General features: G+C 70.4%; 18 protein-coding genes. 10 read left to right on the top strand and 8 right to left on the bottom strand.

The window, feature by feature from the left end; all coding sequences use genetic code 11:
* Nucleotides 1–14 precede the first annotated feature (14 nt).
* Nucleotides 15–1,535, top strand: a complete 1,521-nt coding sequence (locus AB0O40_RS25315) for a ricin-type beta-trefoil lectin domain protein (protein ID WP_365045986.1) — start codon at nucleotides 15–17, stop codon at nucleotides 1,533–1,535.
* Between the two features lie 176 nt (nucleotides 1,536–1,711).
* A complete protein-coding gene (locus tag AB0O40_RS25310) occupies nucleotides 1,712–2,212 on the top strand; it encodes a dirigent protein (protein WP_365045983.1) in 501 nt (166 codons plus the stop codon).
* A 71-nt stretch (nucleotides 2,213–2,283) separates the two neighbouring features.
* Here AB0O40_RS25310 and AB0O40_RS25305 read toward each other — a convergent pair whose 3' ends face one another.
* Nucleotides 2,284–3,951: a fumarate hydratase gene (locus AB0O40_RS25305; protein ID WP_365045980.1), complete on the bottom strand. Its 1,668-nt coding sequence runs from the start codon at nucleotides 3,949–3,951 to the stop codon at nucleotides 2,284–2,286.
* Nucleotides 3,952–4,130: 179 nt separating this feature from the next.
* Between AB0O40_RS25305 and AB0O40_RS25300 the strand changes: the two genes are divergently transcribed.
* Together AB0O40_RS25300 and AB0O40_RS25295 are read left to right on the top strand one after the other, a co-directional pair.
* Entirely contained in the window at nucleotides 4,131–4,877 is a 747-nt protein-coding gene (locus tag AB0O40_RS25300) for a DUF1707 domain-containing protein (protein ID WP_365045977.1), read from the top strand.
* A gap of 175 nt (nucleotides 4,878–5,052) precedes the next feature.
* Nucleotides 5,053–5,424 carry a WhiB family transcriptional regulator gene (locus AB0O40_RS25295; RefSeq protein WP_365045974.1) on the top strand — a complete coding sequence of 124 codons (372 nt, stop codon included), beginning with the start codon at nucleotides 5,053–5,055 and terminating at the stop codon, nucleotides 5,422–5,424.
* A gap of 140 nt (nucleotides 5,425–5,564) precedes the next feature.
* Here AB0O40_RS25295 and glpX read toward each other — a convergent pair whose 3' ends face one another.
* Nucleotides 5,565–6,596: a class II fructose-bisphosphatase gene (gene glpX, locus AB0O40_RS25290; RefSeq protein ID WP_365045971.1), complete on the bottom strand. Its 1,032-nt coding sequence runs from the start codon at nucleotides 6,594–6,596 to the stop codon at nucleotides 5,565–5,567.
* A gap of 195 nt (nucleotides 6,597–6,791) precedes the next feature.
* Between glpX and AB0O40_RS25285 the strand changes: the two genes are divergently transcribed.
* Nucleotides 6,792–7,316 (top strand): DUF4245 domain-containing protein, encoded by a 525-nt coding sequence (locus AB0O40_RS25285; protein WP_365045969.1) that lies wholly within the window; start codon nucleotides 6,792–6,794, stop codon nucleotides 7,314–7,316.
* A gap of 105 nt (nucleotides 7,317–7,421) precedes the next feature.
* On the opposite strand, the gene AB0O40_RS25280 is transcribed toward AB0O40_RS25285, so the two are convergent.
* The 4 genes from AB0O40_RS25280 to AB0O40_RS25265 all read right to left on the bottom strand — a co-directional run bounded on the left by AB0O40_RS25280 (nucleotide 7,422) and on the right by AB0O40_RS25265 (nucleotide 11,178).
* The gene (locus tag AB0O40_RS25280) at nucleotides 7,422–8,012 is read right to left on the bottom strand and encodes a malonic semialdehyde reductase (RefSeq protein WP_365045966.1); all 591 of its coding nucleotides are present in this window, start codon (nucleotides 8,010–8,012) and stop codon (nucleotides 7,422–7,424) included.
* 84 nt (nucleotides 8,013–8,096) lie between these two features.
* Nucleotides 8,097–8,351 carry an exodeoxyribonuclease VII small subunit gene (locus tag AB0O40_RS25275; RefSeq protein ID WP_365045964.1) on the bottom strand — a complete coding sequence of 85 codons (255 nt, stop codon included), beginning with the start codon at nucleotides 8,349–8,351 and terminating at the stop codon, nucleotides 8,097–8,099.
* A gap of 55 nt (nucleotides 8,352–8,406) precedes the next feature.
* Nucleotides 8,407–9,630: an exodeoxyribonuclease VII large subunit gene (gene xseA / locus AB0O40_RS25270; RefSeq protein WP_365045961.1), complete on the bottom strand. Its 1,224-nt coding sequence runs from the start codon at nucleotides 9,628–9,630 to the stop codon at nucleotides 8,407–8,409.
* 9 nt (nucleotides 9,631–9,639) lie between these two features.
* The gene (locus tag AB0O40_RS25265) at nucleotides 9,640–11,178 is read right to left on the bottom strand and encodes an APC family permease (RefSeq protein ID WP_365045958.1); all 1,539 of its coding nucleotides are present in this window, start codon (nucleotides 11,176–11,178) and stop codon (nucleotides 9,640–9,642) included.
* Between AB0O40_RS25265 and AB0O40_RS25260 the strand changes: the two genes are divergently transcribed.
* From AB0O40_RS25260 to ppgK, 3 genes are all read left to right on the top strand, one after another.
* Nucleotides 11,177–12,160: a 4-hydroxy-3-methylbut-2-enyl diphosphate reductase gene (locus AB0O40_RS25260; protein WP_365045955.1), complete on the top strand. Its 984-nt coding sequence runs from the start codon at nucleotides 11,177–11,179 to the stop codon at nucleotides 12,158–12,160. The two genes, AB0O40_RS25265 and AB0O40_RS25260, sit on opposite strands and share 2 nt — an antisense overlap.
* A 246-nt stretch (nucleotides 12,161–12,406) precedes the next feature.
* Nucleotides 12,407–13,282 carry a hypothetical protein gene (locus AB0O40_RS25255; protein ID WP_365045952.1) on the top strand — a complete coding sequence of 292 codons (876 nt, stop codon included), beginning with the start codon at nucleotides 12,407–12,409 and terminating at the stop codon, nucleotides 13,280–13,282.
* A gap of 88 nt (nucleotides 13,283–13,370) precedes the next feature.
* Nucleotides 13,371–14,120, top strand: a complete 750-nt coding sequence (gene ppgK / locus AB0O40_RS25250; protein WP_365045949.1) for a polyphosphate--glucose phosphotransferase — start codon at nucleotides 13,371–13,373, stop codon at nucleotides 14,118–14,120.
* A 17-nt stretch (nucleotides 14,121–14,137) separates the two neighbouring features.
* On the opposite strand, the gene AB0O40_RS25245 is transcribed toward ppgK, so the two are convergent.
* A complete protein-coding gene (locus AB0O40_RS25245; RefSeq protein ID WP_365046057.1) occupies nucleotides 14,138–14,584 on the bottom strand; it encodes a DUF6542 domain-containing protein in 447 nt (148 codons plus the stop codon).
* Between the two features lie 230 nt (nucleotides 14,585–14,814).
* Here AB0O40_RS25245 and ychF point away from each other — a divergent pair, with 230 nt between their 5' ends.
* Both ychF and AB0O40_RS25235 read left to right on the top strand, forming a co-directional pair.
* The gene (gene ychF / locus AB0O40_RS25240; protein WP_365045946.1) at nucleotides 14,815–15,903 is read left to right on the top strand and encodes a redox-regulated ATPase YchF; all 1,089 of its coding nucleotides are present in this window, start codon (nucleotides 14,815–14,817) and stop codon (nucleotides 15,901–15,903) included.
* A gap of 169 nt (nucleotides 15,904–16,072) precedes the next feature.
* Complete coding sequence (locus tag AB0O40_RS25235; protein ID WP_365045943.1) at nucleotides 16,073–17,893, top strand: DUF262 domain-containing protein; 1,821 nt, start codon at nucleotides 16,073–16,075, stop codon at nucleotides 17,891–17,893.
* Nucleotides 17,894–18,326: 433 nt separating this feature from the next.
* Here the strand turns inward: AB0O40_RS25235 and AB0O40_RS25230 are convergent.
* Nucleotides 18,327–18,584, bottom strand: a 258-nt coding sequence (locus AB0O40_RS25230) for a hypothetical protein (protein ID WP_365045941.1), incomplete at its 5' end; no start/stop codon positions are given.

Here is an 18,584-nt window from a genome sequence, read left to right as displayed (position 1 = left end):
CGGGGAGGCGTTTCATGGCGCGAACCACACCCAGGATCAGATCTACCTTCGCCGCCGTCGCGGCGTTCGCGGCCGCCCTCGGCGGCTTCTCGGCGATCACCCCCATGGCCCAGGCCGCCGCACCGGCGGCGGCCGTCACGCCGCTGTCGCCCGAACTCGAAGCGGTCCGGGCCGCGGAGGCGGTGAAGATCTACGGTGACGCGGCGATCCGGCCGATGGCCGACCGGAAGACCGGCCTGATCTCCCTGGGCGACAGCGAGATCTCCGGCGAGGGCGTCGGGAACTACGACCCCGCCACCAACACCCCGTCCAACCAGTGCCACCGCTCGCCCGACAGCGCGATCCACCGCACCGGCATCGCCGCCGACCTCACCTTCAACGTCGCCTGCTCCGGCGCCTACACCGGCAACATCCGGATCGGCGGCTCGAAGCAGTACGCCGACGAGCTGGTGCAGAGCGACAGCCTCGCCATCAAGGCCCGCAACACCCGCATCAAGATGGTGCTGCTGGTCGCCGGGGCCAACGACGACCTCCAGTTCGGCCCGGTCATGACCGACTGCGTCACCCGCTGGGTGCTCAGCCAGGGCACCTGCGAGCCGAAGTACGGACCTGGCTGGCAGGCCCGGGTCGACGGACTGAAGCCGAAGGTCGAGGCCACCGTCGCCGACCTGCGCACCGTCATGCGCGACGCCGGCTACGCCGACGCCGACTACAAGCGGGTCGTGATGGGCTACCCCAGCCCCATCGGGCCCGACTTCAACGACAACCCCGACTTCCCCGGCAAGCTCCCGGGCGGCTGCGCCGGATACGACTCCGACGCCGCCTGGGGCCGCAACTACGCCGTGCCCACCTTCGAGAAGGGGCTGCGCGAGGCCGCCCGGAACTCGGGCGCCGTCTTCCTCGACGACTCCCGCCTCTTCCACGGCCACGAGGTGTGCATGGAGGACACCTGGGCCCGGGGCCTCTACCTGGACCTCGGCGACCACTTCCCGTGGGACGAGAACACCGCCCGGCAGTCCTTCCACCCCAACTACCGCGGCCACGGCGCCTTCGCCGCCTGCCTGACCCAGCTCTACGCCTCCGGGCTGCGCGAGGCCTCCTGCGCCGACCCGGCCTCCACCGGCACCCCCGTCCTGGTCCCCGGCGGCTGGGACTCCCTCTTCGCCCCCCTGAAGAACGAGTCCACCGGGACCTGCGCGGACGCCAACGGCGGCGCCAGCGCCAACGGCACCAAGGTCATCGGCTGGGACTGCCACGGCGGCCGCAACCAGGGCTGGTGGTACGACGGCGCCCGCAGGTCCGTGCACGTCGAGCTCACCCACGACCGCTGCCTGGACGTGCCCGGGGCGAACTACACCGCCGGCACCGGCCTGATCCTGTGGAACTGCCACGGCGGCGCCAACCAGCAGTTCACCCGCGACGGCGGCACCCTCCGCCCGGCCGGCGCCCCCGCGCTCTGCCTGACCCTGTCCTCCGCCAAGGACCAGATCCGCCTCCAGCCCTGCGACGGCTCCCCGAAACAACACTTCGCCTGACCACCACCCGCACCCCCCACACCCGGCCGGCTCCCCGGCCGGGTGCTTCTCTGTCCGCCCGGGTGGTGTGCACCCGCTGATCCGCTCCGCGGTCCGGCCGGCGGGCGCCGCCGGGGCGGCCGTCGGAGAATGGGAGACGGGGCACCAGGACACCGGCACCCCGCAGGAGGCAGGACATGTCCGGACGCTTCAGGAGGATCGGTGCGCTCGGCGCCGCGGTCTGTGCGGCCGTCGCCCTCGGCGTCCCGGCCTCGGCCACCGCGGCCCACGCCGCGGCACTCGACTTCACCCTCTACGCCAAGGAAGTCCCCACCGACCAGAGCGCCCCGGGCGCCGACGGCCGGGCGCCGAAGCTGGGGGACACCTTCGTCTTCGCCGACGACCTCTCCCGCACCAAGGGCGGCCCCGTGGTCGGCCGGGACGGCGTCAGCTGCACCGTCGTGCGCACCGGGGACCCGGGCGAACTGCTCTGCACCGGCGCCTTCGTGCTCGACGGCGGCCCCGGTGGCCAGCTGATCGGCCAGACGATGATGGCCGGCAGCCCCTCCGAGTCGCCCGAGGCCGCCTTCGACATCGCGGTCACCGGCGGCACCGGCGACTTCAAGGACGCCCGCGGTTACATCCGCGCCACCCCCGACGGCGACTACCAGCGCATGGAGTTCCACCTCACCGGCTGAGGCCCGGCGCTCCCGGAACGGGCAGGGCCCCCGGCGGCTGCCGGGGGCCCTGGTCACGTCGTGCGGAGCCGTCAGCCCAGGCCCGGGCCGCGGACCGGGATGTGGGTGAAGGTGGGCTCGGGGGCCGGGTTCTGGAAGAAGTCGTTGCCCTTGTCGTCGACGACGATGAAGGCCGGGAAGTCCTCGACCTCGATCTTCCAGACCGCCTCCATGCCGAGCTCCTCGTACTCCAGGACCTCGACCTTCTTGATGCAGTCCTGGGCGAGGCGGGCCGCCGGGCCGCCGATGGAGCCCAGGTAGAAGCCGCCGTGGCTGCCGCAGGCGTCGGTGACCTGCTGCGAGCGGTTGCCCTTGGCCAGCATGACCTTGGAGCCGCCGGCGGCCTGGAACTGCTCGACGTACGAGTCCATGCGGCCGGCCGTGGTCGGGCCGAAGGAGCCGGAGGCGTAGCCCTCGGGGGTCTTGGCCGGACCGGCGTAGTAGACCGGGTGGTCCTTGAGGTACTGCGGCATGTCCTCGCCCGCGTCCAGCCGCTCCTTGATCTTCGCGTGCGCGATGTCGCGCGCGACGACCAGCGGGCCGGTGAGCGAGAGCCGGGTCTTGACCGGGTGCTTGGTCAGCTCGGCCAGGATGTCGTCCATCGGCTGGTTGAGGTCGATGGTCACCACGTCGGAGGCCGCGTCCAGGTGCTCCTCGGTGGTCTCCGGCAGGAAGCGGGCCGGGTCCTTCTCCAGCTGCTCCAGGAAGACGCCCTCGGCGGTGATCTTCGCGACCGCCTGGCGGTCGGCGGAGCAGGAGACCGCGATGGCCACCGGCAGCGAGGCGCCGTGCCGCGGCAGCCGCACCACGCGCACGTCGTGGCAGAAGTACTTGCCGCCGAACTGCGCGCCGATGCCGATCTTCTGGGTCAGCTCGAAGACCTGCTGCTCCAGCGCCTCGTCGCGGAAGCCGTGGCCCAGGACGGAGCCCTCGCGCGGCAGCTCGTCGAGGTAGTGCGCGGAGGCCAGCTTGGCGGTCTTGAGGGCGTGCTCGGCGGAGGTGCCGCCGACCACGATCGCCAGGTGGTACGGCGGGCAGGCCGCGGTGCCCAGCGAGCGGATCTTCTCCTCGAGGAACTTCATCATCGAGGATTCGTTCAGGACGGCCTTGGTCTCTTGGTACAGGAAGGACTTGTTGGCGCTGCCGCCGCCCTTGGCCATGAAGAGGAACTTGTACGCCCCGCCGTCGGTGGCGAACAGCTCGATCTGCGCGGGCAGGTTCGAGCCGGTGTTCTTCTCCTCCCACATGGTCAGCGGGGCCATCTGCGAGTAGCGCAGGTTCAGCTTGGTGTAGGCGTCGTAGATGCCCCGGGAGAGGGCTTCCTCGTCGCCGCCCTGGGTGAGGACGTTCTGGCCGCGCTTGCCCATGACGATCGCGGTGCCGGTGTCCTGGCACATGGGCAGCACGCCGGCGGCCGCGATGTTGGCGTTCTTCAGCAGGTCCAGCGCGACGAACTTGTCGTTCGAGGAGGCCTCGGGGTCGTCGATGATCCGCCGCAGCTGCGCCAGGTGCGCGGGGCGCAGGTAGTGCTGGATGTCGTGGATCGCCTCGGCGGCCAGCGCCCGCAGCGCCTCCGGCTCGACCTTGAGGAACGTCCGGCCGTCGGCCTCGAAGGTGGAGACACCCTCGGAGGTCACCAGTCGGTAGGGCGTGTTGTCCTCTCCCAGGGGGAGCAGATCGGAGTACGCAAACTCTGGCATGGACGGCCATTCCTCACTCGGCAGACGGCGCTGACGACCTATTGGCAGCGCAGTCCTCAAGCGTAGGACCTCCGCCGGGGACGATGCTTGTGAGGTAGGGCTCACCTGGCTCCGGTCCGGTGGCGACCGGCCTCCAGCGGGCAGTATCGCGATCTATCGTGTCTCGCTATGCTGGGGCCGTGGACCTCGAAAAGCACCCTGCCGGCGGGCCCGTGCCGCCCGCCGCCCCGGCCGCCGCGCCCTCGGTGGATCCGGTGGATCCGGCCACCGTCGCGCCGGCCCCCGCGGCCGGCGCCCCCGCCCTGCGCGCCTCGGACGCCGACCGCGACCGGATCGGGCAGCTCCTCGGCGATGCGCTCGCCGAGGGCCGGCTCACCGCCGAGGAGCACGCCGAGCGCCTGGACGCGCTGTACGCGCTGAAGACCGTGGCCGAGCTGGAGACCCTGGTGCGCGACCTGCCGGGCCCGCACCGGCCGGCCCCCGCGATGCCGGCCGCCGCGCCGTACGCCCCGTCCGTGCCGGCCGGCGGCCTCGGCGGCGAGGTGGACCGGATGATCGCGGTGGCCAGCAGCAACACCCGCCGCGGGCGCTGGCGGCCGCGTCCGCGCACCAGCGCGATCTGCGTGCTGGGCGATGTGGAGATCGACCTTTCCGAAGCCGTATTCGAACAGCAGGTCATCGAGATCCAGGTGGTCTCGGTGCTCGGGAATGTCGAAATCAAGGTCCCGGAGAACGTCACGCTGCGCGGTCACGGCGGCGGAGTTCTCGGGAACTTCGAGGTCTCGACGAACGAGAACCCGGACCCCGGGGCGCCCGTGGTGATTCTCCGCGGATTCGCCCTCCTCGGGAATGTCGAAGCGCATCCGCGCAAGGGCTACCGCCTCGCCGACCTGGCCGGACGCCTGCGCAAACGCCTCGAGGACTGAGCGGGAGCGGCCGGCCGGGGGAGGCTTTTTCCCGGCCGCGCCCGCACCGGCGAATTCCGGTCAGAGAAGCCGCGGGGCGCTCCCGGCGGGCGGTACGCAGTGCTTAAGGGTGCGTACAGCGGGTAGGGACTGTCGCATCGTCTCTCGCTCGCGAATCCGTCGTCAGGAGTAGACCGTGCTTCAACCGCCGCACCGGTCCTTGCCGGTAGCCGCCGTTCCGACTCTTCCGAACCAGCGGGTGCCCGTCAGGGATGACGACGGCCCATGGCATGCGGACGCGGTGTGCCGCCGGGACGAGGCCGGCCTGTTCTTCGCACCGTCCAAGGAACCGACGGCCGCCCGGCTCTCCCGCGAGGAGGCCGCGAAGCGGGTCTGCGCCCGGTGCCCGGTGATGGTCGCCTGCCGGGAGCACGCGCTGCTCCAGCCGGAGCCGTACGGCGTCTGGGGCGGCCTGACCGCCGCCGAGCGCCGGGTGGTGCTGGCCCGCCGCCGGCGCCGGGCGGGCGAGCTGCGGCAGAACCCGTCCCCCGCGGCCGCCGCGGGCTGACCCGAGGCACCCGTACGACCCGTAGACCCGTACGACCCGCAGGACCGGTACGACGACACGGCAAAGGGGCGGACCCCCCGCACGGGGTCCGCCCCTTGCCGCGTCGCCGGCCGGCCCGGTGCCGGGCCGGCCCCGGTGTCCTACTGGGCGCGGTCGAAGTCGATGGCGCTGTACGCGCGCAGCTTCGAGAGCCGGTGCGTGGAGTCGATCTGCCGGATGGTGCCGGACTTGGAGCGCATGACCAGCGACGAGGTGGTCGCGGTCTCGGAGCGGTAGTGCACCCCGCGCAGCAGCTCGCCGTCGGTGATGCCGGTGGCGACGAAGAAGACGTTGTCGCCGGAGACCAGGTCGTTGGTGGAGAGCACCCGGTCCAGGTCGTGGCCCGCGTCCAGGGCCTTCTGGCGCTCGGCCTCGTCCTTGGGCCACAGCTTGCCCTGGATCACACCGCCCAGGCACTTTATGGCGCAGGCCGAGATGATGCCCTCGGGGGTGCCGCCGATGCCCATCAGCAGGTCGACGCCGGTGCCCTCGCGGGCGGCCATGATGGAGCCGGCCACGTCGCCGTCGGAGATGAACTTGATCCGGGCGCCGGTCTCGCGGATCTCCTTGACCATGCCCTCGTGGCGGGGGCGGTCCAGGATGACGACCGTGGTGTCCTCGACGGCCATGTTCTTGGCCTTGGCGACCCGGCGGATGTTCACCGAGACGGGGGCGTTGATGTCGACGAAGTCGGCGGCCTCGGGGCCGGTGACCAGCTTCTCCATGTAGAAGACCGCGGAGGGGTCGAACATGGTGCCGCGGTCCGCGGCGGCCAGCACCGCGATGGCGTTGGGCATGCCCTTGGCGTTGAGGGTCGTGCCGTCGATCGGGTCCACGGCGATGTCGACCTCGGCGCCGGTGCCGTCACCGACCCGCTCGCCGTTGAAGAGCATCGGGGCCTCGTCCTTCTCGCCCTCGCCGATGACGACCACGCCGTTCATCGAGACGGTGGAGACGAGGGTGCGCATGGCGCGCACGGCCGCGCCGTCGGCGCCGATCTTGTCGCCGCGCCCGACCCAGCGCCCGGCGGCCATGGCGGCGGCCTCGGTCACCCGGACCAGCTCCAGAGCCAGGTTGCGGTCGGGGGCCTCGGGGGAAACCACGAGCTGGGGCGGCAGGTTGTGCTCGGTCATCGGAGCGCACCTTTCTGTACGGCGACGGCCGGTCTATAGAGGGTCCTGCGACTCTATCGTCAGGTCGATAAATTGAGCAGAGGGGGGCACGTATGAGCGGCATATCGGCATCCGCCTGGTATATGCCCTCTTTGTCCCACGACATGACCGGGACCCCGTGAAAGATCGCTCCAGTGGATGGGGGACGATGGGTCCGTGGCAGGTAAGAGTGGCAAGCAGACGATCTGGGACATGGTCCGGTCGCTGGCGGTCATCGGCATCGTGGTGGCCGCGATCTACGTGTTCATCCCGCACGACGACTCCGCCGACCCGGTGCGCACGGTCGACTACCGCGTCGAGCTGATCACCGCCCGGCGCGCGGCGCCGTACCCGGTGGCGGCCCCGGTCGGGCTGGCGGACGAGTGGCGCGCGACCTCGGTCTCGTACGAGCGCAAGAGCGGGAACGCCTGGCACCTGGGCTTCCTCGACCCCGAGGGGCAGTACGTCGCCGTCGAGCAGTCGACCGAGCTGCCGCGCACCTACCTTCCCCGGGTGACCCAGCAGGCCCAGAAGACCGAGAAGACCCAGCAGGCCGGCGGGCAGAGCTGGCAGGTCTGGGAGGGCGAGCACTACAACGCGCTGGTGCGCGAGGACCGGGGCGCCACGACCGTGGTCACCGGGACCGCGCCGGTGCAGCAGCTGGCCAAGGTGGCCGGGATGCTGGAGGCCAAGAAGGGCTGAGCCCCGGCCCGCAGCGGCAACGACCGAGGCCGCCCCCGTTCCCGGGGGCGGCCTCGTCGCGTGTCCGCCGCGCCGGACGGTGCGCCGGACGGTGCGTCAGACGGTTCAGATGGTGGTGACGACCTGGTCGAGCTCCAGGCGCGGGGAGCGCGGGAACCACGCGTCCTCGCCCGGCTTGCCGATGTTGACGACCATCAGCACGGTGTGGTCGTCGTCCAGGAACTCCTTCTGGATGGCGGCCTGGTCGATGCCGGTCATCGGGCCGGCGGCCAGGCCGGCGGCGCGGATGCCCAGGATGAAGTACGCGGACTGCAGCGCGGCGTTCAGCGACGCGGCCTGCTCGCGCTCCGAGCGCTCCGAGTAGAAGACCTCGGCGGCGTTCGGGAAGAACGGCAGCAGGTACGGCAGCTCCGCCTGGAACTCGTTGTCCGCGGAGAGGATCGCGACCAGCGGGGCGGTCAGCGTCTTCGGCGCGTTCTTCTCGTGCATGTGCTGCACCAGGCGCTCGCGGGCCTCCTGGGAGCGGACCAGCGTGATGCGCAGGGGGCTCTGGTTGAAGGCGGTCGGACCGAACTTGATCAGGTCGTATATCGCCTGGATCTGCTCGTCCGACACCGGCTCGTCGGTGAAGGTGTTGGCGGTGCGGGCCTCGCGGAAGAGGAGGTCCTGCGCGGCGGGGTCGAGAACGAGGGACATCTGATGCCTTCCATGCGTACGGGTCGAAGCGACGTGAACGATTTCGGCACCGGGCGCACGGACATGACCTCCCTGCGCAGGTGGTCATCCCCCGAGATCGGAGCGGTCGGTTCCGGTCTCCTCGCGCCCCTCGCCCTGCTCCCGTGCGGCCAGCGCCGAGTCCAGCCGGGCCCGCGCGCCTTCCAGCCAGTCGCGGCAGACCGTGGCCAGCTGCTCGCCGCGCTCCCACAGCGCCAGGGACTCCTCAAGCGTCGTACCGCCCGCCTCGAGGCGGCGCACCACCTCGATGAGTTCGTCCCGGGCCTGCTCGTAGCCCAGTGCCGTATCCGTCTCGGCCATCGCTGATCACCCTAAATCCGTATCCCAAACGGAAGCTCTGCCTCCGTACGAAAGGTCAAGCCGTGGCCGAGTCGCCGTCGACCCGCACGGCGAACTCCCCCTCGGCCACCCGCGCCCGCAGCGGTTCGTCCGCCCCGACCTCGGCGGGGGAGCGGACCACGTGTCCGTCCGCCCGCTGGAGCACCGCGTACCCGCGCTCCAGGGTCGCCGCCGGGGAGAGCGCCACCACCCGCGCGCGGGTGTGCGACAGCTCGGAGTCCGCCCGGTCCAGCAGGTGCCCCAGCGTCCGCCGGCTGCGCGCCAGCAGCGACTCCACCTGCTCCTCGCGGTCCTCGATCATCCGCTGCGGATGCACGAACACCGGCCGGGCCAGCGCGTGCGCCAGCCCCCGCTCCTCCCGGTCCAGCAGCGCCCGCACCGAGCGCAGCGCCCGGTCCCGCAGCATCCCGACCCGGTCCAACTCCTCACCGACGTCCGGTACGACCTTCTTCGCCGCGTCCGTCGGGGTGGACGCCCGCAGGTCCGCCACCAGGTCCAGCAGCGGCGAGTCCGGCTCGTGCCCGATCGCCGAGACCACCGGCGTCCGCGCCGCGGCCACCGCCCGGACCACCTGCTCGTCCGAGAACGGCAGCAGGTCCTCCACACTGCCCCCGCCGCGCGCCACGATGATCACGTCGACCTCGTCGTGCGCGTCGAGCTCCTGCACCGCCCGCACCACCTGGGGCACCGCATGGACCCCCTGCACCGCGACGTTGCGCACCTCGAAGCGGACCGCCGGCCAGCGCCGCCGGGCGTTCTCCAGGACGTCCCGCTCGGCGGCCGAGGCCCGCCCCACCACCAGCCCGATCAGCTGCGGCAGGAACGGCAGCGGCCGCTTGCGGTCCAGGGCGAACAGCCCCTCCCCGGCCAGCGACCGCTTCAGCCGCTCCAGCCGGGCCAGCAGCTCGCCGATCCCCACCGGCCGTATCTCCGTGGCCCGCAGGGACAGCTGCCCGCGCGGGGCGTACCACTCCGGCTTGGCCAGCACGACCACCCGCGCGCCCTCCTGCACGGCGTCGGCGACGTCGTCGTACACCTGGCGGTAGCAGGTGACGCTCACCGAGATGTCGTGCGACGGGTCGCGCAGGGTCAGGAAGACTACCCCCGCGCCCGGCCGCCGCGACAGCTGCGTGATCTGCCCCTCCACCCACACCTGGCCCAGCCGCTCGATCCAGCCCCCGATGAGCCGGGACACCTGGCCGACGGGCAGCGGCGCCTCGGCCGACGTATTCAGACCCATGCAGGCAGGCTAACCGGCCCCGCCGACAGCGCCGCGGTCCCCGCGCCCGGGCGGCAGGTCCCCGCGCCCGCGCTGCACCACCAGCAGCACCAGCCCCGCCGCCAGCCAGACCGCGCCCACCACCTGCGCCGTACCCGCCGCCTCGACGATCACCGCCACCGTCACCGCCGCACCCAGCACCGGCACCACCAGGTGCCGCCACCAGTCCGGCCGCCCGCCGCCCCGCCGCACCACGAACCAGCCCACCACCGAGGCGTGCAGCAGCGTGAAGGCGGTCAGCGCCCCGATGTCCACCACGGACACCAGGTGGTCCAGCCCGTCGTCCCGGCGGGCCGCCCACACCGCCGCCGCCAGCGTCACCGCCGCCGCCGTCAGCAGCGCCCGCCGCGGCACCCCGCCCGCCGTCCGGGCCAGGACGCCCGGCAGCCGCCGCTCCCGGGCCATCGCGAACAGCAGCCGGCCGGCCGCGGCCTGCCCCGCCAGCGCCGCGAAGGCCGCCCCGACCGCCTTGCTGACCGCCACCAGGTCGTGCAGCCAGCGGCCCACCGACGCGTCCACCGCGTCGTAGAAGGCCGGCCCCTGCTTCGCCGGATCCGCCGCCAGCTCCGCCGCCGACACCGGCTCCAGCAGCGCCGCCAGATACGTCTGCGCCACGAAGAGCACCCCCGTCAGCGCCAGACAGAACAGCACCGCCCGCGCCACCTTCGCCGAGCCTCCGGTCACCTCCTCCGCGAACGACACGATCGCGTCGAACCCCAGATAGGAGAGCACCGCCACCGACACCGCCCCCAGCACCGCAGCCGCCGAGAACCCCGCCGACCCGTCCCCCGTCAAGGGCGACAGCCAGCCCCGCTGCGCCCCGTCCCGCACCAGCACCGTCACCGCCGCCACCAGGAACACCAGCAGCACCACGATCTCCATCACCAGCACCGCGAACCCCACCCGCGCGGCCACCCGCACGCCCCACAGGTTCAGCGCCGTCGTCACCAGCACCGCCAGCGTGGTCCACACCCACCGCGACACCCCCGGCACCAGCGCGTGCAGCGCGATCCCCGAGAACAGGTACGCCACCGCCGGGATCAGCAGGTAGTCCAGCAGCGCCATCCAGCCCGCGATCAGCCCGGCGCCCTCGCCCAGCCCCTTGCGCGCGTACGTGAACACCGACCCCGCCTGCGGGGCGACCCTGACCATCTGCGCGTAGCTGAAAGCGGTGAACGCCATCGCCACCGTGGCGACCACGTAGACCAGCGCCACCGCCCCGTGCGACCGGGCGTCGAGCGTGCCGAAGACCCCCACCGGGGCCATCGGCGCGATGAAGAGGAGCCCGTACACCACCAGGTCCCGGAAGCCGAGGCTCCGCCGGAGCCCGCCCTCCTCGCCGGAGACCGGGGCGGCCTCCCGGGCCGCGGTCACAGCCGGACCCCGCTGACGTCCTGCGCCGCCGTCATAGTGCCTCCGCAAGCCGGTCCCCGGGACGATCTTGAGCTCCAGTCTGGGGCACGGACACGCTCTTCGGCCTGCTGCGGGCGGCCTTACGATGGACGGCATGACTGCTCCCGCTTCCCGCCGTGTCCTGCTCGCCGCCCCTCGTGGCTACTGCGCGGGCGTGGACCGTGCCGTCATCGCCGTCGAGAAGGCCCTCGAGCAGTACGGCGCCCCCGTCTACGTGCGCCACGAGATCGTGCACAACAAGTACGTCGTGCAGACCCTGGAGAAGAAGGGCGCGATCTTCGTCGAGCGGACGGAGGAGGTGCCCCCCGGCAACATCGTCATGTTCTCCGCGCACGGCGTCGCCCCCGTGGTCCACGAGGAGGCCGCCCGCGGCCGGCTCGCCACCATCGACGCGACCTGCCCGCTGGTCACCAAGGTCCACAAGGAAGCCATCCGCTACGCGGGCGAGGACTTCGACATCCTCCTCATCGGCCACGAGGGCCACGAGGAGGTCATCGGCACCTCCGGCGAGGCCCCCGACCACATCACCATCGTGGACGGCCCCCACGACGTCGAGAAGGTCACCGTCCGCGACGAGTCCAAGGTCGTCTGGCTCTCCCAGACCACCCTCTCCGTCGACGAGACGATGGAGACCGTCGACGCCCTGAAGACCAAGTTCCCCCTCCTGGTCTCGCCGCCCAGCGACGACATCTGCTACGCCACCTCCAACCGCCAGGCCGCCGTCAAGGCCATGGGCGCCGACGCCGACCTGGTCATCGTCGTCGGCTCCAAGAACTCCTCGAACTCCATCCGCCTGGTCGAGGTCGCCAAGGACGCCGGCGCCCGCGCCGCCCACCTCGTCGACTTCGCCCGCGAGATCGACGAGGCCTGGCTCGAGGGCGTCACCACCGTCGGCCTCACCTCGGGCGCCTCGGTCCCCGAGGTCCTGGTCGAGGAAGTCCTCGAATGGCTCGCCGCCCGCGGCTACGCCGACGTCGAGATCGTCAAGACCGCCGAGGAGTCCATCACCTTCTCGCTCCCCAAGGAGCTGCGCCGCGACCTCCGCTCCGAGGCCGCGGACCTGGTCGCCGACCAGTAGGACACGGCACCCCCGCACGCGAGGAGCGGGCACCGGCGGCGAAGGCCGACGGTGCCCGCTCCTGCGTTGTCCGGGACCCGCGTCCTCCGTGTCGGGGACACCGCACGGCACCGGTCGGCCGTCGGCCACCGGGCGCAAGCGGCTCCCCCGTCCGACGGGGATCCCGCCGGGCCGGTGGCCTCCGGGACCCGGCAGGGGCAGGCATCAGCCCCGCCAGTCCGGGACTTCCGAAGGAGCCACCTGCCCATGTTCCCCACGTACCCCCGCAAGACGACGGCCCTGCTCGCCCAGGCCCTGTGCGCCGGCGCCCTCACCACCGTCGTGGCCACCGCCCCGCCCGCGGCCGCCGCCACCAGCGTGCCGTGCAGCGCCACGGCCCTGTCCACCGCCATCGCCAACGCCAACACCGCGGGGAGCGGCGACCTGGCGCTGGCTCCCGGCTGCACCTACACCCTCACCACCCCGCTGCCGGACATCACCGCGACGCTCACCATCAACGCCCGGGCCGCCACCCTCACCCGCGCCACCAGCGCCCCGGACTTCGGCATCCTCGTCGTCCGGCCCGGCGGCAGCCTCACGCTCAGCACCGCCACCGTCAGCAACGGCCGCGCCCCCGACTTCGGCGGCGGCATCGCCAACCGCGGCGGCGTCCTCAAGGTGACCGGCAGCATCATCCGCGCCAACCACGGCAACTACTCCGGCGGCATCGGCGGCTCCACCGGCGCCACCACCACCATCCAGAGCAGCTCCATCACCGGCAACAGCGCCACCGTCAACGGCGGCGGCCTCGCCAACGACGGCACCATGACCATCAGCGGCAGCAGCATCACCGGCAACACCGCCGGCGGCGTCGGCGGCGCCGTCGCCAACGACGGCACCCTGACCATCAGCGGCAGCTCCGTCGCGACGAACACGGCCAACCGCGCCGGCGGCATCGCCAACGTCGGCGGCGGCACCACGAAGATCACGGCCGGCTCGGTCCGCGGCAACACCGCCGCCCTCGCCCCCGGCGGCATCCTCAACACCGGCGGCACCGTCACGCTCTCGGTCAGCGTGGTCGCGAGCAACACGCCCACCAACTGCGCCGGCAGCGACGTCCCCGTCACCGGCTGCACGGGCTGAGGCGGGGCCCGCGGCCCCGGCACTCCCGTACGAGTGTCCCGGCGCAGGCCGTGCTGCCGACCGGGCCCGGTTTCCGTACGGTGATCCCATGCAGATCTTCGGCGTGGACATCGGCGGATCCGGCATCAAGGGCGCACCCGTGGACCTGGAGCGCGGCGACCTCGCGCACGAGCGCCACAAGGTCCTGACCCCGCACCCGGCCACCCCCGAGGGGGTGGCCGACTGCGTGGCGGAGGTGGTCTCGGCCTTCGACTGGTCCGGCCCGGTCGGGGTGACCTTCCCCGGCGTCGTCACCGACGGCATCACCCGGACGGCCGCCAACGTCGACAAGGGCTGGGTGGACCTGGACGCCCGCACCCTGCTCTCCGGCCGGCTCGGCGGCCTGCCCGTGACGGTCCTCAACGACGCCGACGCGGCCGGGGTGGCCGAGATGACCTTCGGCGCGGGCCGCGGCCGGACCGGCACCGTCATCCTGCTCACCCTCGGCACCGGCATCGGCAGCGCCGTCTTCACCGACGGCCGGCTGCTCGCCAACACCGAGCTGGGCCATCTGGAGCTGCGCGGCCACGACGCCGAGACCAAGGCCTCCACCCGCGCCAAGGAGGAAGAAGACCTCAGCTGGGAACACTGGGCCAAGCGCGTCCGCCGGTACCTGGCGCACGTGGAGATGCTCTTCTCGCCCGAACTGTTCATCATCGGCGGCGGCGTCAGCCGCAAGGCCGAGAAGTTCCTCCCGCTGCTGGACGGCATCCGGGCCGACATCGTCCCCGCCCAGCTCCAGAACAACGCCGGCATCGTGGGCGCGGCGATGGCGGCCCGCCGGGCCACCCAGGTCTGAGGAGTCCGCCCCGGCGGCTACCGCGTACGCTGCGGCAGCCGCCGGCGGCCGATCAGCACCGCCTTGCGCACCACCGCGATCAACGCGGCCAGCAGCGTCCCCGCGTACAGCCAGCCGGCGTGCAGCGCGAGGGCGGTCACCACCCCCATCAGCTGCCCGCCGAGCCCGCCCGAGCCCCCGGCGATCGGCCAGACCCCGGCGGCGAAGGCGATCGGCACCGCGATCGGCGCGGTGATCAGGTCCGCCGGCCGCACCCACAGCGCGGTCGCCGCCGCCACCGGCACGAAGAGCAGCCCGTACGCGATCATCGAGCCGTCGAAGAGCAGCCAGTCCAGCCCGGCTACCACCACCATCGCGGCACAGGCGAACAGCCCCCCGCCCAACCCCGTCAGCCGCGGTCGGGGCAGCCGGCGCAGCAGCGGCACCACGGGACGCCCCGGCCGGCCACCCGCCCCGGCCCGCACGGCGGACTGGCCCGGCTGCGGGGGCAGCCCGGCGGGCCGCCGGCCCTGGGGCCGTCGCTGGGGGTGATACGGCGATCGCGTCCTGTGTTGCTCCACCCGACAAAACTAGGCGGCGGGGGCCCGCCAGGCCCCCTGGACACGTCGACCGGTACTCATCGGAAAGTAAACTGTCCGACGGCCCGGCTCCGGGCCGGGTGTCCAACCCCTCCAGCTCACGGGAAGTCGTCAACGTGTCGCTCACGATCGGAATCGTCGGTCTGCCGAATGTCGGCAAGTCGACCCTGTTCAACGCCCTGACCAAGAACGACGTGCTGGCGGCCAACTACCCGTTCGCCACCATCGAGCCCAACGTCGGCGTCGTCGGTGTCCCGGACCCGCGCCTGGCCGTGCTGGCCGGCATCTTCGGCTCCCAGAAGGTCCTCCCCGCGACCGTCGACTTCGTCGACATCGCCGGCATCGTCCGCGGCGCCAGCGAGGGCGAGGGCCTGGGCAACAAGTTCCTCGCGAACATCCGTGAGTCGGACGCGATCTGCCAGGTCATCCGCGCCTTCAAGGACGAGAACGTCGTCCACGTCGACGGCAAGGTCTCGCCCAAGGACGACATCGAGACGATCAACACCGAGCTGATCCTGGCCGACCTCCAGTCCATCGAGAAGGCGGAGCCCCGCCTGACGAAGGAGTCCCGCCTCCAGAAGGACAAGGTCGCGGTCCTGGCCGCGGTCGTCGAGGCGCGCAAGATCCTCGAGGAGGGCCACACCCTCTTCTCGAAGGGCATCACCAAGGGCACCGAGCAGGGCGACCTGCTCCACGAGCTGCACCTGCTCACCACCAAGCCGTTCCTCTACGTCTTCAACGTGGACGAGGACGAGCTGGTGGACGAGGCCTTCAAGGCCGAGCAGTCCGCCCTGGTCGCGCCGGCCGAGGCGATCTTCCTCAACGCCAAGCTGGAGGCCGACCTGGCCGAGCTGGACGACGAGGAGGCCCTGGAGCTCCTTCAGTCCGTCGGCCAGGAGGAGCCCGGCCTGGCCACCCTCGGCCGCGTCGGCTTCGCCACCCTGGGCCTGCAGACCTACCTGACGGCCGGCCCCAAGGAAACCCGCGCCTGGACCATCAAGCAGGGCGCCACCGCCCCCGAGGCCGCCGGCGTCATCCACACCGACTTCCAGCGCGGCTTCATCAAGGCCGAGATCATCTCCTTCGCCGACCTCGTCGACTGCGGCTCCGTCGCCGAAGCCCGCGCCAAGGGCAAGGCCCGCATGGAGGGCAAGGACTACGTCATGCAGGACGGCGACGTCGTCGAGTTCCGCTTCAACGTCTGATCCACATGTCCCGGAGTGTGCGGCGCGCTGCTCACCACCGGGAGGGGCTGGGCTCTCATGGAGCCCAGCCCATTTATTTCGCGACTCGGTTTATTTCGGCGAGTAGTCGAGGCATTGGGATAGGGTCTAATCTGATGCGACGATTCGCGACTAGGCATGGGGGGTCGGGGTGACCGAGGCCATCTCGCACAACGAGCTGATTCCGATCGAGAGTCAGACGAAGACGATACAGACCTGCTTCCAGCAGTGCCTGTACGAAGTTCCCAACTTTCAGCGCCCCTACAGTTGGTCGCAGGACCAGCTCATGGATTTCTGGGACGACGTGATCCTGGCGAAGGGCGATTTCTTCTTCGGCTCCACGGTCACGTGGGTCAGTAAGAAGAGAGACCTCTTCAACGACACGTACTCGATCATCGACGGCCAGCAGAGACTGACCACGAGTGCGATCCTGCTCTCCGTGGTCCGAGACGCCTTCAACCAGGTCGCTGAGAAATACGACGACGTTGAGGGGTTCGACGTAGACGTGGCTTCCAGTCAGGCAGCCACGACTCAGAAATACCTGATGGTGCAGGATGATGACGGAAAAAACTACCCCATCCTGCGTCGATCTGAAAACATGTTCTATGAGGTAATTCAGAACCCTAACGCCATTCCGTCTGGGGTTAAATGGAATGAGAGCGCAAAGCGCATTGGGGAAGCGCGAGAGTTCTTCGAGGAGAAGGTGATTGGCGCCGTCAAGGATATGGCGCCAGCTGACCAGGTCGAACGCCTCAAATCAATCAGATCGAATGCCCTGAAGGCGCGCGTAATTCAGGTGGAGCTTGCTTCCGAGGAAGACGGCTTCCTCGTGTTCGAGACGCTTAACACCCGTGGCGCGGATCTGCGGCTTGCGGACCTCGTCAAGAACCTTCTGATCCGCGGTGGAGCAACCGAGGCCGCTGACCGACAGGCCATTGCGGACAGGTGGGATCGGCTCGTCGAACGCGTTCAACTGGATCGCTTGAGTAGCGATCTCGTGGACAGGTTTATCTGGCAGTCTTGGAACTCGAGGCGAGAAGCTGTAAAGGAACCCGAGCTGTTCAAGGAGATCAGCCGCCTGGTGAGCGGTGATCCTGCTGCCCACATCTCCTATCTGCGAGAGCTGGAAGCGGACGCAGAAACGTACGAGGGTCTAGAGGCCGAGCACGTACAAGTCCAGCTCAAAGTCCCTGGTATGCGTAACGCGTTCGCGATCCCGGAGTTCGTGGACAGCGTTCGGGCCCTCGCCATCTTCAACGTCTCGGTAGCGAACTCCATGGTCCTCGCCGTAGCGCGCAAGTACCGAGAGACACACTTGATCAAACAGGCGCAGGTTATCGAGGTGTTGCGCCTCGTCGAGTCGTTTCACTTCCAATACACCGCGCTGACGAACAGTGGTTCGACGGGCGGCACGCGCAGCCGGTACAACCGCTTCGCCGTTCGCCTAGAAGCTGCCACCTCCATCAACCAAGTTGTGGAGGCGATCGAAGACCTGAGAGTCAAGCTCGGCGCCAGCCTGCCGGCCCGAGCCCGAGCGCACCAAGCGTTCTGCTCGCTCTTCTATGCGCCCAACCTGCAACTTAACCAGGCGCAGAAGCCGCGATCGCGCAAGATCTTCATCGCCTACGTGTTGATGTCGTTCGCGAAGCTGGAGAAGCTACTGCCTGCGGGCCAGAACCTCTCGACGTGGTCGATCGAGCACATCAAGCCCCAGTCGATGGCGACGACCGAGTACACCGACCCGGTCTACTCGGTGGGCAACCTGACGCTGTTGACGGAGCGGCTCAACAACTCCCTCGGGGACGCATCCCTCCTCGACAAGGCTGTCGCGCTTAAGAAGGGCCGTGCCTACTTCGATCCGCGACTTGAGGAGTGGGCGGCCACCGGCGCCGACACTCCGTCCGACGCCCAGATCGCTGAGAGGGCGCAGTTCCTGGCGGACGACGCGTTGGATCGGGTCTGGAAGCTGTAACCCGTACTGCTTGACTGTGGCCGACCAGCCCTACTCGGCCACAGTCAAGCGGCGGCAGGCGTTCTGCTGCTGCTGCTGTGAGCCTGTGGCCGGGTCGCTTCCGGGTCTACACCTGCCTGGACATGCGGGAGGCCGCCCCGCAGCTCACTTCCTGGCGCCTGTCGCCCGGGTTGACATGGTGATCGCTGTTCCGTAGTGTTCTCCGAGTTGTCCGACGTGAGCGCCGACCCCGGTCGGTCCCCGGACAGTCATTCCGCAAGCACCCAATCGAACGAACGATGCACTTTGTCGTCTCGTTTTCATGCGTATTTGCGAATGAGGAATCCGTGTCCGAAGGGCACGCCCCCGATTAGCTCGGGAGCGAGGAATCCGCTACTGTCTCACTCGTCGGAAGGGCCCAACAGCCCGGAAGGCAAACCCCGCTGACTGGGAGTCAGGCCCGAAAGGATCTGATAGAGTCGGAAACGCCGGAAGGGAAAAGCCGCGAAAGCGACTGGAACCGGAAAGCACCGAGGAAATCGGGTCCGGAAAGATCTGATAGAGTCGGAAACGCAAGAACGAAGGAAGCGCCCGGAGGAAAGCCCGCGAGGGTCAGTACAAAGGAAGCGTCCGCACCTTGAGAACTCAACAGCGTGCCAAAAATCAACGCCAGAAGTTGATACCCCGACTCACTTCGGTGAGTTGAGGTTCC

It is taken from the genome of Streptomyces sp. NPDC089919 (assembly GCF_040684615.1).
Taxonomy (GTDB): Bacteria; Actinomycetota; Actinomycetes; order Streptomycetales; family Streptomycetaceae; genus Streptomyces.
The sequence above is the reverse complement of the archived record's forward strand: the minus strand, read 5'-3'. Positions and strand labels throughout refer to the sequence as shown.

Coding starts and splice junctions, on each gene's coding strand:
- AB0O40_RS25315 (WP_365045986.1), top strand. CDS start 15: ATGGCGCGAACCACACCCAGGATCAGATCTACCTTCGCCGCCGTCGCG.
- AB0O40_RS25310 (WP_365045983.1), top strand. CDS start 1,712: ATGTCCGGACGCTTCAGGAGGATCGGTGCGCTCGGCGCCGCGGTCTGT.
- AB0O40_RS25305 (WP_365045980.1), bottom strand. CDS start 3,951: ATGCCAGAGTTTGCGTACTCCGATCTGCTCCCCCTGGGAGAGGACAAC.
- glpX (WP_365045971.1), bottom strand. CDS start 6,596: ATGACCGAGCACAACCTGCCGCCCCAGCTCGTGGTTTCCCCCGAGGCC.
- AB0O40_RS25280 (WP_365045966.1), bottom strand. CDS start 8,012: ATGTCCCTCGTTCTCGACCCCGCCGCGCAGGACCTCCTCTTCCGCGAG.
- AB0O40_RS25275 (WP_365045964.1), bottom strand. CDS start 8,351: ATGGCCGAGACGGATACGGCACTGGGCTACGAGCAGGCCCGGGACGAA.
- xseA (WP_365045961.1), bottom strand. CDS start 9,630: ATGGGTCTGAATACGTCGGCCGAGGCGCCGCTGCCCGTCGGCCAGGTG.
- AB0O40_RS25260 (WP_365045955.1), top strand. CDS start 11,177: ATGACTGCTCCCGCTTCCCGCCGTGTCCTGCTCGCCGCCCCTCGTGGC.
- AB0O40_RS25265 (WP_365045958.1), bottom strand. CDS start 11,178: ATGCCGTCCATCGTAAGGCCGCCCGCAGCAGGCCGAAGAGCGTGTCCG.
- AB0O40_RS25255 (WP_365045952.1), top strand. CDS start 12,407: ATGTTCCCCACGTACCCCCGCAAGACGACGGCCCTGCTCGCCCAGGCC.
- ppgK (WP_365045949.1), top strand. CDS start 13,371: ATGCAGATCTTCGGCGTGGACATCGGCGGATCCGGCATCAAGGGCGCA.